A 16,497-nucleotide genomic window follows, 5' to 3' on the forward strand; every position below is an offset into this window, starting at 1 on the left:
TTATAATTTAATAATGTAGTTCACACCGTAATTTATTGGGCGGCTTTCTGAACCTCCTGTACTAGCAGTTGAACCGCTTATAAGATGTGTATGTTCTCCATCAAAAGGTATCTGAGGAGCGTTTATTTGATTGATTTCATTTGAACTATTATCTAAGCCGGAAGATGTAGTAGTTCCATCCTTAACAACTAGTAAATTGGTTCTATCAGCAGAACCATGATTATGCCTACCTCCATTATTGTTTATTAAATCACCAGAACCATGTTTATGGCTTTTATTATCAGAACTTTGAACAGCTTTTAAAGTGTTAGGCTGTATTTCTGCGGCATTAGTAGTATTACCGTTTTGACCTGCACCTCTTATAAACATCCCTCGTAAATCTGGAGCATAATCCCCAACAAGCGCTCGTAAAGCAGCCCCTCCCAAAGCATCTGCAGGTAAGGAAGATCCATCACAAAATATCCATCCAGCTGGCGCTGTAGTACCTATGTATGGCATAATAGAACCTGTTGGCACACCATTACTAGCAGCAATGGCATAAGGCACTTGTTTTAATTTTTCATCAGAAATGGTAGTTGAACCTTCTGAAATTCTTAGATAGGCCTGCGTATTGGCTATCACTATATTATTAGTTTCTCCTGGTTCCAAAACTGCTGAAAAAACACCAAAAGCATCTGTAGTAACTGTTCTAGTAACTTCATAAATAGCAACATTTGAGCCGTAGTAAATACGAAATGTCAAACTTATAGTTGCACTAGTTCTTGCAGTGTTATTATTGTCTCTTGCAATTCCTTGAATAGCAATTCCAGCCACATTTGCAGATGATTGCCCGTAATTGATTGCTACTGTAAGCAACATTAAAAATGAAAGTAATTTTGTTCTCATAATGAATTGAATTTAAGTTTATTTTTATTGGTTTTATTGCGTTTTATTGCCCTTTTGTGCAGGCGAAAAATTAAATTAAGTCGCGAAAATAATTGTTTTTGACGGAATACCACTAGCCCATTCGGACAAATCGATAGCCCATTCGGACATTTTTTAACAAAAATTTCTGTTAAAAGAGTTTCTAGATTTCAATTGAAAGAAGTTTCTTGGTTCTGAATAGAGTGCTTTCATTTTAAGATATAAAGACTTATTGATGGTGACTGTCTACACTTTTGGAAGTTAGATTGTGATAAAAAAAGCGGAAAAGAAAGCAATTGTTCTGATCTTTTTGGGATAATGACCCCGTACCAATTCTTTATTTTTGTTTTTTAATTATTGCTCGCGATTCTTCTTTACAATATCTTTTCGATTTAATTTTCTATAGAAAAATCGTACTGTTAATTCTAGACCGCAGCTAGTCCTGATAGTAGTGGAAAGCCATTGCGTATTGAAAACTAGTTTTTCTTGCACTGGCAGAGCGACCAAAGGAAGCTCCTGACGGGGCGTAGAAAAACGGTTTGAAATAGCGATGCTTGAAACGAATAGCGGGAACAAACTCCATAAAAAAACCGCTATTTCACAAATTGAATTTGCAAAACAGCGGTTTGTATACTTGTATTCTTAGTGCCTCAGAGCCTTAGCGACTTAGTACCTTTGCTTATAGATTTTCAAAGAAATCATTTCCTTTATCATCTGTGATAATGAAAGCAGGGAAATCTTTGATGGTGATTTTACGCACGGCTTCCATGCCTAGTTCAGGGAAATCGACTACCTCAACAGATAGAATGTTCTCTTTGGCTAAAATAGCGGCTGGACCTCCGATAGAGCCTAAATAGAATCCGCCGTAGGTTTTACAAGCATTCATAACTTGTTTGGTTCTATTTCCTTTGGCTAGCATGACCATGCTTCCGCCATGTTTTTGGAATTCTTCAACATAAACATCCATACGTCCAGCAGTCGTAGGTCCGAAACTTCCTGAAGGCATTCCTTCTGGTGTTTTGGCTGGACCTGCGTAATAGACCGGATGGTTTTTAAAGTATTCGGGCATCGGTTGACCCGCGTCTAGTAACTCCTTGATTTTTGCATGGGCAATATCACGAGCTACAATCAAAGTTCCGTTTAGTTTTAAACGCGTTTTTATAGGGTATTGCGATAATTTTTTCAAGATATCAGCCATGGGTTGATTCAAATCAATCTCCACTGCTGGCTCTAAATGTGGAGCGGTTTCTGGTAATAAACGTCTTGGATTTACTTCCAATTGCTCTACAAAAATACCGTCTTTGGTAATTTTACCTTTAATATTTCTATCGGCCGAACAAGAAACTCCTAATCCCACTGGACAAGAAGCCGCGTGACGAGGCAAACGAATGACACGTACATCATGGGTAAAATATTTTCCGCCAAACTGCGCTCCGATGGCACTTTCTTGGCAAATTAACTGTACTCTTTTTTCCCATTCTAAATCACGGAACGCTTGACCTGCCATGTTTCCTGTTGTAGGCAAATGGTCGAAATAGCCCGCAGATGCTTTTTTAACAGCAGCTAAATTGGCCTCGGCAGAAGTACCACCAATTACGAACGCCAAATGATACGGAGGGCAAGCCGATGTTCCTAAATCTCTAATCTTGTCACGGACAAAAGCATCCATAGATTTTTCGTTCAGCAATGATTTTGTTTGTTGGTATAAATAGGTTTTATTAGCAGATCCACCGCCTTTGGCTAAAAACAAGAACTCGTAAGTAGCGCCTTTTTTGGCATAAATATCAATTTGAGCCGGAAGATTAGAGCCGGAGTTTTTTTCTTCAAACATACTGATGGGTACAATTTGAGAATAACGAAGGTTTCTTTCTTGATAGGTATTAAAAATCCCTTTAGATAACCATTCGGCATCATCGACACCGGTATAGACATCTTCTCCTTTTTTACCCATTACAATTGCCGTTCCCGTATCTTGACAAGATGGTAATTCTCCCTCGATCGCTACTGCAGCATTTTGCAACAAATTGTAAGCCACAAAACGATCATTATCCGTCGCTTCTGGATCATCTAATATTGCTTTTAATTTTTCTAGGTGCGCGGTACGCAACATAAACGAGACATCTTTCAACGCTTCTTGAGAAAGTAACTCTAGTCCTTTGGGGTCAATCGTTAAAATTTCTCTATTGCCTAGTTTTTCTACTTTTACGTAATCTGAAGTGATTTTACGGTATTGCGTATCGTCTTTTAAAATTGGATAAGGATCCTGATATATAAAGTCCATTTGTCTATAGTTTTCTACAAAGATAAAAATTATTTGCCGTCGCAGAAACCATTCAGACCCCTCATTCTCATAAAAATGCATCAATTTTGTTATAAAGAAAAACAAAAAAGTGTTTTTACTGCTTGTAACGGCAAGTAAAAACACTTTTGAATGTTTGTTTGAAAAAAGGAACTAGGTCAATAAACTAGTTACCAGAAAAAGAATCACTAATGCGATTGCAATGTACTTTGTGTATTTTGACATTTTGTATTTTTTTTTAAAATTTATAAACGCTTTGATTTTCTATTTCTCAAAAGAAAGGAAAATAAATGTATCATCCTATACCCAACTACTAAATTATACTAGATCTACCGATTAAAAGAACCAAGTAGCCACAAAGATCGCTGTAATCACACAAATTAAATCCACTAACAACATTGTTTGCAATGCATAACGCGTGTTTTTAATATTTACTGATCCAAAATAAACCGCGATTACATAGAACGTACTCTCAGCACTGCATTGAAAAATACTACTCAAGCGCCCGGTTAACGAATCGGCTCCAAAGGTATTCATCGAATCAATTAAAAATCCACGAGATCCCGCTGAACTAAACGGGCGCAACATTGCCACTGGTAAAGCATCTGTAATTTGTTTATTCACTCCCATATTAGAGAAAATAAAAGCGATCCAATTGCTGATTATTTCGAATAAACCACTGTTTCTAAACAACGAGATAGCGACTAACATTCCTAAAACATACGGAAAAATAACCACTCCCGTTTTCACTCCATTGTTAGCACCTACAACAAAGGCATCAAAAACGGTTGTATTCGCATCGGCAAATTTTTTCTCTTTATAGAATGAAAAGATCAAAGTGAACGCGATAATAACAATCAAGATCATACTCGAAAGATTCGCCGTAAAGTAATTTTTTCCTATTAAGTCTAAATGATTGATGTACATCAACAAACCAATAATAGCGGCTATCAAACTAATCAAAGCCACCACCAAAGAAGCGCTTTTAAAATTGATTTTTTGTTTGATTCCCACAATTAAAAAAGCGGCAATGGTACCAATAAACGAAGTGATAATACAAGGTAGCATCACATCGGCAGGGTTGCTAGCATTTGCGGCAGCGCGATAACCAATGATCGACGTCGCAATTAAGGTCAATCCCGAAGCATGCAAACACATGAACATAATTTGGGCATCACTGGCCCTATCCTTTTCGGGGTTAAGTTCCTGTAAACTCTCCATGGCTTTTAACCCAAAAGGCGTTGCCGCAGAATCTAATCCTAAGAAGTTGGCAGCAAAATTCAGTGTCATATACGAGATCGAGGGATGATTTTTAGGAATACTTGGAAACACTTTGACAAATACAGGACTCAAAACGATAGCGAGTTTACCTGATGCTCCCGAAATAATTAAAAGTTCCATCAACCCACAGAAAAATGCTAAATAAGCAATAAGCGGAATGATTAAATCCAGCAAAGTGCTTTTGCAAGTGGGTAATAAACCATCCGATTTTTGAACACCACTATAAATTTTAACTGTTTTAGCCGAATAAACATAAGTAGTATCAGGATTTGTAGTGATATTATTGATCACCATTGTTTTATCTGGAGCATTGGCAATACTGTCTTTGATAAAAGCAGGCAATTGATCCACGTACTTTTCTGAAATCAAAATGGGATCGTCTTTTTTACCGTTCAAGACAAAATCGATCGTGTAACTGTTCCCGCTAAATAAACTCACCACAATAAAAACAATCGATGAAATAAAGATCACCAACCAAAATCTACTCAATACCATAACTTATAATTTTTGTAAATGTAAATATTTAACCGCAAAGTACACAAAGGGTTTTTGCAAAGCCACTAATTCAATGCTCCGCAAATTCGCAAATTATATTTAATTCCCTTTTTTAAACCTTTTGCACTTCCATTATTTACACATGAATAATCTCCTCATCAATCAATAAATCCTCTCTTCGTAAGCGCAAGAAAATTTGTGCGACAGCAATGGTGTCCTTTTCACAATAGGTTACAATACGATCAATATCTTTCTCGACATAAAAAACATGACCTACTTGACTGCCGTCAATATCTCCTTTGGGGGATGGGACTCCTAGTACTTTACACAATAATTTTAAGGAAGTGAAATGTTTATAATCGCCAAATTTCCATAACTCTAAGGTATCTAAATGCGGAATTTCCCAAGGTTTTTTCCCGAAGAGATTGAGTTTATTTGGAATAGCAATTTGATTAATAATCATGCGTCGCGCTAGAAACGGAATATCAAACTCCTTAGCATTATGACCACATAAAACATGCTGTGCTTGATTGAAATGATTGTTCAATAGATTATTGAAGTCGTGTAGAATTTTCTTTTCGTCTCCAAAAAACGAAGTCACTCTAAAGTTTCGAATGTCCCCTTTATTAGCAAAAAACCCAACAGATATACAGACAATCTTACCAAACTCGGCCCAAATACCCGCACGATCGTAAAATTCCTCAGGCGTATAATCATCCTTGCGCTGGTATTGTGTTTTGTGTTCCCAAAGGTCTTTGAGTTCAGGATCTAAAGTGTTGTAATCTTCGGCTTCTGGAACTGTTTCAATATCCAGAAACAAAATGTTATTGAGGTTTATTTTTTCTATCATAATAGCATTATTTGAACACGAATTGCACGAATTTACACGAAGTACGAAAACTTAAAATAATTTCACAAGCTCTTTTTAGCACTTTAAAAGTAACCAAATTTACTAATCTAATTGGTGAAAATTGGTGAAATTAGTGTTCCATTTTCAAAACAAACTTTGTTGTGGCGTGGGGCATTCGTGTTCTAATAGCCATTTTTTGCGCCATAAACCACCGGCATAACCCGTAAGTGAACCATCAGAACCAATGACTCTGTGGCAAGGAACCACAATCCAAAGTGGATTTTTACCATTAGCAGAAGCCACTGCCCGAATGGCTTTGACATCTCCTAGGGCTTTTGCTTGTTCCAAATAAGTTCTTGTTTTTCCAAAAGGGATATCGAGTAAAGCGTTCCACACTCTTTTTTGGAAATCGGTTCCTTGTGGATTGAGTTTACAATCAAAACGGGTTCTTTTTCCTTCAAAATAATCATTGAGCTGCGAAACCGCTTCTTGTAAACTATCTGGTATTGCAATGCTCGCTATTCCTTCATCGGCTACTGAAATTAATGAAACCCCAGCTTCATCACCAACTATTGTAGCAATGCCAAGGGGTGTTTTAATGTGTACTGTGTCCATAGTGTTAGCATAAGAGTTGCAAAGTACAGAAAGTTTTTGGAATGTTTTCTAAATAAAAAAACCACTCGAAAAACGAATGGTTCTTATTTTTTAGCCCCGACAGTAGCGGCATCCTCTTGTGGTGGTGTTCACCACAAGAGATATAGCGAATGGCGGGAATAGCTTCTTATTTTAAAGCAGAATTGATATAAGCTTCAAGTCCTTTTAATTCGTCATCACTCATTGCTTTTGTCACCACAAGATTGGGTTGCATTACTGCAAATTGTGCGGGATCAACAATGGCTTCACTTTCTCCTTTTAAGAAACTGATGATGCTTGCGTTTTTATCTTTATATATTGTTGCAATATCCTTGAAACTAGGGCCAATTAATTTGGTGTCCATCTTGTGGCAAGCCACGCAAGTTCCTTTTCCATTAAAAAGCACTTCACCTAACTGTTCTGGTGTTTGCGATTGCGCTGCCATTCCTTCTGAAGGAGCTTCGGTACTAGGAGCTGGTTCTTGTTTTCCAAATGGTTCTGCTTCTTGTTTTTTACAAGCAAAAGCTAAAAATGCGATTGCAATTATTGCGACTTTTTTCATGATATAAATGTTTATACTATCAAAGATAGGATATTATTGGTTTACAAATCATGACAAATATCATCTTATTGGTATAAAATAAGATTGTTATTTAGCCAAAAGAATGGCAGCTTCTTTTGCAAAATAGGTCGAAATCAAACTGGCTCCTGCTCTTTTAATACACATCAATTGCTCCATCATGATTTTGTCATGATCTAGCCAGCCTCTTTCGGCAGCGGCTTTGATCATAGCATATTCGCCCGAAACGTGATAAACGGTTACGGGAACATTCACCGCATTTTTGACTTCACGCACAATGTCTAAATAGGCAATTCCGGGTTTTACCATTACCATATCGGCACCTTCTTCAACATCCCAAAGCGCTTCTTTGATGGCTTCAATGCGATTGGCATAGTCCATTTGGTACGTTTTTTTATCTTTTGGCACCACAACATCTGATTCCCTTGGTGCGCTGTCTAGAGCATCTCTAAAAGGCCCGTAAAACGCCGAAGCGTATTTAGCCGAATAACTCATGATTCCCACATTGTGGAAACCGGCAGCATCTAGTCCTTGACGCAAACGCAATACACGTCCGTCCATCATGTCAGATGGTGCTACAAAATCGGCTCCTGCTTGCGCATGAGAAACCGCCATTTTTACTAAAGCATCATTTGTGGAATCGTTTTCTACATCTCCATTTGCAATGATTCCGTCGTGACCGTAAATAGAATAAGGATCTAATGCCACATCGGGCATAACGATCATTTCTGGACAAGCAGCCTTGATCGCGCGAATGGCTTCTTGCATCAACCCGTTTGGGTTCCAAGCTTCTTTTCCTGTATTGTCTTTTAAGCCTTCGCTGACTTTTACATAAATGTTGACCGCGCGGATTCCTAAAGCATATATTTCTTGCACTTCTTTGACCGTTAAATCAATCGAACGACGAAAGATTCCGGGCATGGAAGCAATTTCTACTTGTACATTTTCTCCCTCTGCAATAAACATGGGAAACATAAAATCAGACGGACTTAATGTCGTCTCGCGAACTAAACTTCTAATGGATTCATTAGTTCTTAATCTTCGGCCTCTGTGTAATGGGAACATAATATTTTAGTTTATAGCTCCATAGGAGCATTATATTTATAGTAATTTGTTATTTACGTTAGATATCAACCCCGTAGGGGTGCTACCTTTATATTTTATTATACATCGTCAAATAGATATTGATTATTATAATCTATATCGAATGCTTTTAAAAAATCAACCTATTCTTCTTTGAACGTTTTCTTTTTATGATGTTCTTCTTGATTTTGTATATAATTGATAACATTTGTTATTTGAGAGTGACTATACGAAAAAGAACCAAATCCTGCTTGCCATTCAAATTTTCCATTGATCCATTTTTTCTCATTTATAAAACGAGATGAATTGGCTTTAATATCTCTTACTAAATCAGACAGAGCTTTATTGGGTTTTAATCCAATTAGAATATGAATGTGATCCGGCATTCCGTTAATCGCAATTAATTTTTGACCTTCATTAGTAACAATTCCTGTAATATATTTATATAATTCATCTTTCCAATTTTTAGAAATTAGATTTTGTCTACCTTTAACAGCAAAGACAATATGAAGATATATTTGAGTGTACGTATTAGCCATTTATCATTTCAAATATTAAGTCAATAAACAATATATCACCCCTATGGGGTTCTTATAAAAACACCAACTGTATTCTATAAATATACCGTTCCTACGAATGCTATAAATATAACACCCCTATGGATGCTATAAATATGTCGCTTCTACGGATGCTATAAATATAACGCTCCTACGGAGCTCAATCAAAAAAAAATCCCATTTCTATAAATATGTCGCTTCTACGAAGCTAACCAATCAACCTGATTTTCTAATACTTGTACTAATTTATCTTCTTTGCTTCCAGCTATAAATATGTCGCTTCTACGAAGCTAACCAATCTCTTGGATATTCTAATACATTTACCAACTTCTCCTCTTCGCTTCCAGTTTCAGCATGATGATCGTACACCCATTGTACATGAGGTGGCAATGACATCAAAATAGATTCAATTCGACCATTGGTTTTTAAGCCAAACAATGTTCCTTTGTCGTGAACCAAATTGAACTCTACATAACGACCACGACGGATTTCTTGCCATGTTCTCTGTTCTGGTGTATAGGGTAAGTTTTTTCTTTTTTCTACAATTGGAACATACGCTTCTAGGAAACTATTCCCCACTTCGGATACAAAGTTGAACCAATCTTCCATTTTCATTTCGTCAGTAGCTTTGCAATAATCGAAGAACAAACCTCCTATTCCACGTGCTTCATTTCGATGTGCGTTCCAGAAATAAGTATCGCATTGCTTTTTATATTTTGGATAAAAATCAGGATTGTGTTTATCGCAAGCCGTTTTACAAGTTTGGTGAAAATGAATGGCATCTTCTTCAAACAAATAATAAGGCGTTAAATCTTGACCACCACCAAACCATTGTTGGATTACTTTTCCATTCTCATCGTACATTTCAAAATAACGCCAGTTAGCATGAACTGTAGGTACCATAGGACTTTTGGGATGCAAAACCAAACTTAGTCCGCAGGCAAAGAAATCGGCTTCGCCTACGCCAAACATTTTTTGCATGGCTTCTGGCAACTTTCCGTGAACTGCTGAGATGTTAACACCGCCTTTTTCAAAAACTTGACCATTTTCGATTACACGTGTTCTTCCTCCACCCCCTTCTGGGCGTTCCCATAAGTCTTCTTTAAATTGGGCTTGACCATCAACAGCCTCTAATCCTGCGACGATGGTGTCTTGAAGGTTTTGTATGTAGGTAAAAAATTTATTTTTCATTTGTGTGTTCGTATAATTCCATATCTAATGGAGATTCTCCAGTAGGAGTAAATTCATTTAATAACGTTCGCTTCCATATAAAATCGCAATTTTGGGCCACTTTTAAACTTCCTAAATTCGTTTTATGAGCGATAATTTGTAAAGTTTTCAAATCTAATTCATTATAAGCAAAGCCCGAAATAGCTTTAACGGCTTTCGTAACCAAGCCTTTCCCTTCAAAATTATTCCCGATACAATAAGCAAGTTCACCTATTCTATCAACCCAATCAATTTTTTTAATGATAATCAAACCCGCAATTTTTTGCGAATCCAATTCTTTAATTGCAAAAGTAAAGTTTATTTTTCGCTCTATTTCATCCTTTTTTTCTTCAATATAAGCGACTGATTTTTCTATAGTTTCATTACTCGAAAGCGTAAGTGGGAAAAATTTACTAAAACGCGCGGTATTATCTAACAAAAAAAGATGCAATCTAGTCGCATCTGTTGATTTTAATTGATCGATAATGTAATTTTCAGACAACATCATTTACCTTATATTTTTGATTTAATAGCTGCAATTTTATTAAATATATCAAATGAAAATGTTTTGCTATCCATTTGAATGTGATTGTAAATAGCATTGGCTTTCGCCAAAAAATCAAATTGATTATTCTTAGAGTAGGTCATTAAAAAATCAGCAAATCTTTCTTTATCCTCCCAATCGAAACCGTATCCAGAGAGTAAAGTGATTAAATCCCTTTCGGATATTTCACATAAAATAGCTGTACTTAAACTTAAATCTGTCAGTTGATTATCGATTACACTCGTGTCTTCAATATTCCAAAATTTGGGCACAAAAACCAAAGAAAGTAAAGTACTTAACATGTTGTCAATCTTTACTTTCTTCTCGTCTCTTACTCCTTTATTTAGCATTTGCTATTATTGATTGTATTCTTTCACTGCATCAATGAACGCTTTTGCGTGATCAACAGGGATATTTGGTAAAATACCGTGACCTAAATTCACAATGTATTTGTCTTTTCCGAATTCGTCAATCATTTCGTGAACCATTTTCTTAATCACCGGAATTGGCGATAACAATCTTGATGGATCAAAATTACCTTGTAATGTAATGTTTCCACCAGAAAGGTATCTGGCGTTTCTAGGCGAACAAGTCCAGTCTACTCCTAATGCAGAAGCGCGGCTTTTTCCCATTTCGCCAAGAGCGAACCAGCATCCTTTTCCGAAAACAATAACCGGAGCGTCATCAGCTAGTGCTTCAACGATCTGGTTGATGTATTTCCAAGAAAATTCTTGATAGTCAACAGGTGATAACATTCCACCCCAAGAGTCAAAGATTTGAACGGCATTTACTCCCGCTTTTACTTTTTCTTTTAGGTATAAAATAGTGGTATCTGTAATTTTTTGTAATAGAACATGTGCTGCTTCTGGATATTGAAAACAGAATCCTTTTGCTTTATCAAAGCTTTTAGACCCTTGTCCTTCTACTGCGTAACACATAATTGTCCAAGGCGAACCTGCGAAACCAATTAACGGCACCTCATCATTCAACATTTCTTTAGTCAATTTAATAGCATCAAAAACGTATCCTAAAGTTTCATGTACATCTGGAACAATTACGTTCTCAACATCTTGAATCGTACGAATAGGATTGGGTAAATACGGACCAAAATTAGGTTTCATTTCTACATCAATTCCCATTGCTTGTGGAATCACTAAGATATCCGAGAACAAAATTGCAGCATCAGGAGCGATTCTACGGATAGGTTGTACCGTAATTTCGGCAGCCAACTCTGGAGTTTGACAACGGGTAAAGAAATCGTATTTATCACGCAAAGCGATAAATTCTGGTAAATACCTACCAGCTTGACGCATCATCCATACTGGCGGACGTTGCACTGTTTCTCCTTTAAGTGCTCTTAAAAATAAGTCGTTTTTTATCATTTTCTTATTATTGGCTAGTCGCTTTTGGCTTTTAGCTGATGGTTTATCTTGTTTTCTTTGTTCTAGTTACCTTCTTCAGGTATTGGCTTGTAATGCTGAATTACTTCAATAATCACGTCTTCGACAGTAGGTATTTCAGGAATTACAATGTTTTTAATTTTCTTTTCTTCTAATGCGGCAGCTGTTGTACTACCGATACAAAAGCAAAACTCTTTTTTAATTTTATTATTCGATAAATAACTCTCAACAGCAGATGGGCTGAAGAACATAATTCCATCAAAATTCTCTTGATCTGAAATTTTAAAAGGTGCCAAAGTGGTTTGGTACACTTCAATTTCATTAAAAGTAATTCCGGCTTCTTTTAAAGCTTCTGGCAAAGTCTCTCTGCGCAAGTTTCCGCTGAAAAAAGTATAGCTTTCTTGGTTGTAAATCAATGTAATTATCTCCGCTAGTTCTGATGCATAGTCCAAATAGACATCCACAGTGAAACCATTCGCTTCTAATAATTCTTTGGTTTTGATACCAACACAAAAAACAGGCTTGGACTTCAAAGCTTCCCAACCGTTTTGTTCCATCAAACTTAAAACCGCATTTTGGCTGCTAAATATCAGATTGTTATTGATTTTATCTAGCTCAAAAAGGGTGTTTTTAATTTCGATAAAATCTTGTTCTAAAAGATCCAAATTAGCATCAATAAATACTTGTCTTAGTTCGTCTGACAATGTTTTGGTGGATAAAATACTTATTTGGCTCATTATTTTTTCAAATTATTTTTGATTTCGGTCATTAATTTTGTGCCTCCGTTATTCAGAATTTCTTGAGCCGAGTAGAATCCTAATTTTTTCCATTCTTGGATAGGAACCTTTTTGTCTACTTCAATTTTTTCTTTTCCATCAAGCGAAAATAACACCCCTTGAAAATGGATGGTATCTTCTTGTTCGTTATATCGTGCCAATGCGCCAATTGGTGCCGTGCAACCTCCTTCTAGGGTTTTAAGAAATTGTCGCTCTATGTAGGTTACAATTTCGGTTTCTATATCATTTAATTGGGACAAAGCATCCAAGGTAAAAGCATCGTTTTGCATGGCTACCACAAGCATTGCACCTTGGGCTGGAGCAGGAATCATCCAATCTAAATTAATATAATTTTCTGGTTTTAGGTCAATACGCTCTAATCCTGCAGCTGCAAAAACAGCTCCATTCCAGTTGCCTTCTTGGAGTTTTTTCATGCGCAAATTTACATTTCCGCGAAGGTCAACTACTTTGTGTGTTGGGTATTTATTGAGCCATTGCGCTTGACGACGCAAACTTCCGGTAGCAATAGTTCCTGATTCATTCAGAAAATCAAGGTTGCCTTTATGAACTAAAATATCAAGTGTATTGGCTCTTTCAAGAACGGCAGCTTGCACAATTCCTTGTGGCAAAGCCGTAGGAACATCTTTCATAGAATGCACTGCAATATCTACATCACCATTGATCATGGCAACATCAAGTGTTTTTGTAAAAATTCCGGTGATTCCCAATTCGTAAAGTGGCTTATCTAGAATCACATCTCCAGTTGATTTTACCGCTACAATTTTAGTTTTATAACCAAGATCGTTTAACTTTTTTTCTACGGTATGTGCTTGCCAAAGTGCGAGTTCGCTATCGCGAGTTCCTATTCGTATTGTCTTTTCTGCCATTTTTATTTATCGCAAATGATTTGAACCATTTGATTTTTTAACAATTTATTGTTCCTTTTTTTTAACCATTAAGAAATTAAGACTCATTAAGTATTATGCTTATCCTTCCGATAACATTGAAAAATATTCATTTACAAAAGGTTTCAACGATTTTGTAATACTTGTTGTGTTGAAATTTATTAGCAAACCCTGAGGCCTTTCTAATATTTTCATGTATGTTAACAACTGTGCTTCATGTATTGGTAAAATAGTTTCTACTGATTTTAATTCTACTACAACTATATCATTTACTAACAAATCAATTCTTAAATTAGATTCTAGTTCTAAATCATCATATACGATTTTAACACTCAATTGTTGTTTGACATCATAACCGTTCTTCTCTAATTCATATTTCAAACACTGTTCATACACACTTTCTAAAAGACCCGGCCCTAATTTCTTATGAACTTTTATGGCAAAACCAGTAATTTCAAAAGACAACTGCGTAACCTCCTTTTTAGTCATCATACATAAAGTAATATTGATTTAAAACTAAATGAAACTTAATTTCTTAATGGTAAACAAAAGAAATGTTCCTATTATTTTGCCGCTAACCCAATTTTAAACACTTTTTCGATCCATTCAATACTTTCATCCACCATCGTGTCATCATCTTTTAAATGATTCGCAAATTGGGTTGTGATTTTTTGAATGATTCGAGCACTGATGATCTCAGCTTGTTCTTCGTTGAAATCGGCTATTTTTTTACTTTGAAAGTTTAGTTCAGAGTTTTTAATCGCGTTCAACTTTTCCTTTAAAGCATGAATCGTAGGGGCAAACTTGCGTCCTTTGGTCCACACATTAAATTCTTCTTTAATTTCTTCGATAATGGCTTCGGCTGCAGGAATATGATTTTTTCTGTTTTCTAAAGTTTCATCTGTCAATTGCGACAAATAATCCATGTGAATCAATGTCACTCCTTCTAACTCCTCAACATCAGCATGTACGTTTTTCGGAATCGAAAGATCCAAAATCAACAGTGGCTTTTTCAAGTTCAAAATAGCCTTGTCTACAGTTGGGTTTTGCGCGCCCGTAGCCACTACAACAACATCTGCTTTTTGTAATTCTAAATGAAGTTCTGAATAATCTTTAACAATCAAATTTAGCTTTCCAGCTAATTTCTCTGCTTTATCCTTCGTTCTATTAATCAGTGTGATTTGTTCATTCTTAGTATGTTTTACCAAGTTTTCACAAGTGTTTCTACCTATTTTACCGGTACCAAACAACAAGATGTTCTTATTACCAATGTCTTCAACATTCTTGATTATATATTGCACCGCCGCAAAAGAAACCGAAGTCGCTCCTGAACTAATCTCTGTATCGTTTTTGATTTTTTTACTCGCTTGGATCACTGCGTTGACTAATCTTTCCATGAAAGTATTAGCAAGGCCCATCGATTTTGACTGTGTAAAGCTCGATCGTATTTGAGATATAATCTCAAAATCACCTAGAATCTGACTGTCCAAACCAGTCCCAACTCTAAAAATGTGACCTATTGCTTCTTGATTTTTGTAGACGAAACCAACTTTTTGAAATTCTTCGACACTACCATTACTGTTCTCGCAAATCAATTTTATCAATTGAAAAGGATGCTCAGCAAAGCCGTATATTTCAGTTCGGTTACAAGTCGAAGTCACGATCAAACTCTCGATTCCATCGGCTTTGGCTTGTTCTAGCAAACGTATTTTTGCTAAAGTATCTAAACTAAATTTACCTCTCATTTCGGCATCCGCTTTTTTGTAGCTTAGTCCAACAGAATAAAAATAGTGATGTTTTGAAAGGTTATTATTTTCCATATAAATACTTTTCCAGAAAGTCGAACAAAATTATCACTATAGCTTCTATAAAAGTAACGCTGTAAGTACTTTTTGTGTCGCTATATGTTTTTTTGATTCTAAACGGCTCAAAATAGACAAAAAACGCTATTTTTGTACTGAAATCAAGTTATACAGCCTAAGTAATTTAGAACAATTCTAAATAATTAATATTGATAATTATCATATTACCATTAAAAAAATGTCGCTATGGGTTCACAAGAAATTATAAAAATAGAGGATGATTTTACGCTCATTCGCTTTCAAAATGACGGCTTAGAAACTTTCAATGCCCAACGTGAAGTAAGCAGTGGATTGATTCAGTTTCACTTTGGACTAAAGGGAAGCGCTAAATTCATTTTCAATCAAGGAAACTATGCGCTAGACTTGAAGGAAGAAAAGTCGTTGTTACTCTATAATCCACAAAAAGAATTACCCTTAAATCTGGAATTAGCACCTAACTCCTGGGTGATATCTGTAATTATTTCGATCAAAAAATTTCACGCGTTGTTTTCTTCAGAAGCAGACTATATTACCTTTTTAAGTGGAGAGAATAAGGACAAAAAATACTATAACGAAGGAAACATTAGCCCATCAATGGCTATTGTACTCAGTCAGTTGTTTCATTACAACTTACATCCTTCGATAAAAAACCTGTATTATAAAGGAAAAGGATACGAGCTATTGAGCTTGTATTTTAATCGAACTGAAGATCCTAATGCAGAACAATGTCCGTTTTTAATAGACGAAGACAACGTAATGAAAATCAGAAAAGCCAAAGAAATCATCATCGCCAATATGGCCGAACCACCAGGCTTACAAGAATTAGCTGATGAAATAGGTTTGAATTTAAAGAAACTGAAAATGGGTTTCAAGCAAATATATGGCGATACTGTTTATGGTTTTTTATTCGACTACAAAATGGATTTTGCTCGAAAACTGCTCGATAGCGGTTCTTATAATGTAAATGAGGTAGGTTTAAAAATTGGCTACAGCACCGGAAGCCACTTTATTGCTGCATTCAAGAAAAAATTTGCAACCACACCAAAGAAATATTTAATGTCTATCAATCCCAACACTTAGATGACATTGATTTTATATATTAAACAATAAATAAAAAATAGTTAATCACAATTTATAAAAA

General features: G+C 35.9%; 16 protein-coding genes and 1 pseudogene. 1 reads left to right on the forward strand and 16 read right to left on the reverse strand.

Annotated features, from left to right (window positions below):
* The 16 genes and pseudogenes from H8R24_RS08150 to hemA form a co-directional block, all read right to left on the reverse strand.
* Complete coding sequence (locus tag H8R24_RS08150; RefSeq protein WP_187018012.1) at positions 1-885, reverse strand: tail fiber protein; 885 nt, start codon at positions 883-885, stop codon at positions 1-3.
* Between the two features lie 697 nt (positions 886-1,582).
* Positions 1,583-3,184, reverse strand: coding sequence for a fumarate hydratase (locus H8R24_RS08155; protein WP_187018013.1), 1,602 nt, complete (start codon positions 3,182-3,184; stop codon positions 1,583-1,585).
* Between the two features lie 354 nt (positions 3,185-3,538).
* Entirely contained in the window at positions 3,539-4,978 is a 1,440-nt protein-coding gene (locus H8R24_RS08160; RefSeq protein ID WP_187018014.1) for a nucleoside recognition domain-containing protein, read from the reverse strand.
* Positions 4,979-5,114: 136 nt separating this feature from the next.
* Positions 5,115-5,828: a 3'-5' exonuclease gene (locus H8R24_RS08165; RefSeq protein ID WP_187018015.1), complete on the reverse strand. Its 714-nt coding sequence runs from the start codon at positions 5,826-5,828 to the stop codon at positions 5,115-5,117.
* Positions 5,829-5,972: 144 nt separating this feature from the next.
* Positions 5,973-6,443, reverse strand: coding sequence for a methylated-DNA--[protein]-cysteine S-methyltransferase (locus tag H8R24_RS08170; protein ID WP_187018016.1), 471 nt, complete (start codon positions 6,441-6,443; stop codon positions 5,973-5,975).
* Between the two features lie 166 nt (positions 6,444-6,609).
* Positions 6,610-7,023, reverse strand: coding sequence for a c-type cytochrome (locus H8R24_RS08175; RefSeq protein WP_187018017.1), 414 nt, complete (start codon positions 7,021-7,023; stop codon positions 6,610-6,612).
* An 87-nt stretch (positions 7,024-7,110) separates the two neighbouring features.
* Positions 7,111-8,106 (reverse strand): porphobilinogen synthase, encoded by a 996-nt coding sequence (hemB, locus tag H8R24_RS08180; RefSeq protein WP_187018018.1) that lies wholly within the window; start codon positions 8,104-8,106, stop codon positions 7,111-7,113.
* Positions 8,107-8,270: 164 nt separating this feature from the next.
* A pseudogene (tnpA, locus tag H8R24_RS08185) lies at positions 8,271-8,663 on the reverse strand (IS200/IS605 family transposase); the annotation flags it as partial.
* Positions 8,664-8,963: 300 nt separating this feature from the next.
* The gene (hemF, locus tag H8R24_RS08190; RefSeq protein WP_187018019.1) at positions 8,964-9,872 is read right to left on the reverse strand and encodes an oxygen-dependent coproporphyrinogen oxidase; all 909 of its coding nucleotides are present in this window, start codon (positions 9,870-9,872) and stop codon (positions 8,964-8,966) included.
* Entirely contained in the window at positions 9,862-10,398 is a 537-nt protein-coding gene (locus H8R24_RS08195) for a GNAT family N-acetyltransferase (RefSeq protein ID WP_187018020.1), read from the reverse strand. Before H8R24_RS08195 ends, hemF begins: the two co-directional genes overlap by 11 nt.
* Before the next feature lie 5 nt (positions 10,399-10,403).
* A complete protein-coding gene (locus H8R24_RS08200; RefSeq protein WP_187018021.1) occupies positions 10,404-10,784 on the reverse strand; it encodes a hypothetical protein in 381 nt (126 codons plus the stop codon).
* 6 nt (positions 10,785-10,790) lie between these two features.
* Positions 10,791-11,816, reverse strand: coding sequence for a uroporphyrinogen decarboxylase (gene hemE, locus H8R24_RS08205; RefSeq protein ID WP_187018022.1), 1,026 nt, complete (start codon positions 11,814-11,816; stop codon positions 10,791-10,793).
* A gap of 62 nt (positions 11,817-11,878) precedes the next feature.
* Complete coding sequence (locus tag H8R24_RS08210) at positions 11,879-12,571, reverse strand: uroporphyrinogen-III synthase (protein WP_187018023.1); 693 nt, start codon at positions 12,569-12,571, stop codon at positions 11,879-11,881.
* Positions 12,571-13,497, reverse strand: coding sequence for a hydroxymethylbilane synthase (gene hemC / locus H8R24_RS08215; RefSeq protein WP_187018024.1), 927 nt, complete (start codon positions 13,495-13,497; stop codon positions 12,571-12,573). Before hemC ends, H8R24_RS08210 begins: the two co-directional genes overlap by 1 nt.
* A gap of 99 nt (positions 13,498-13,596) precedes the next feature.
* Entirely contained in the window at positions 13,597-14,004 is a 408-nt protein-coding gene (locus H8R24_RS08220; protein ID WP_187018060.1) for a GxxExxY protein, read from the reverse strand.
* 74 nt (positions 14,005-14,078) lie between these two features.
* The gene (gene hemA, locus H8R24_RS08225; RefSeq protein WP_187018025.1) at positions 14,079-15,335 is read right to left on the reverse strand and encodes a glutamyl-tRNA reductase; all 1,257 of its coding nucleotides are present in this window, start codon (positions 15,333-15,335) and stop codon (positions 14,079-14,081) included.
* Positions 15,336-15,563: 228 nt separating this feature from the next.
* Here hemA and H8R24_RS08230 point away from each other — a divergent pair, with 228 nt between their 5' ends.
* Positions 15,564-16,436, forward strand: coding sequence for a helix-turn-helix domain-containing protein (locus H8R24_RS08230; RefSeq protein WP_187018026.1), 873 nt, complete (start codon positions 15,564-15,566; stop codon positions 16,434-16,436).
* Positions 16,437-16,497: the final 61 nt, after the last annotated feature.

Source organism: Flavobacterium muglaense, assembly GCF_014305155.1.
In the GTDB taxonomy this organism is placed as follows: domain Bacteria; phylum Bacteroidota; class Bacteroidia; order Flavobacteriales; family Flavobacteriaceae; genus Flavobacterium; species Flavobacterium muglaense.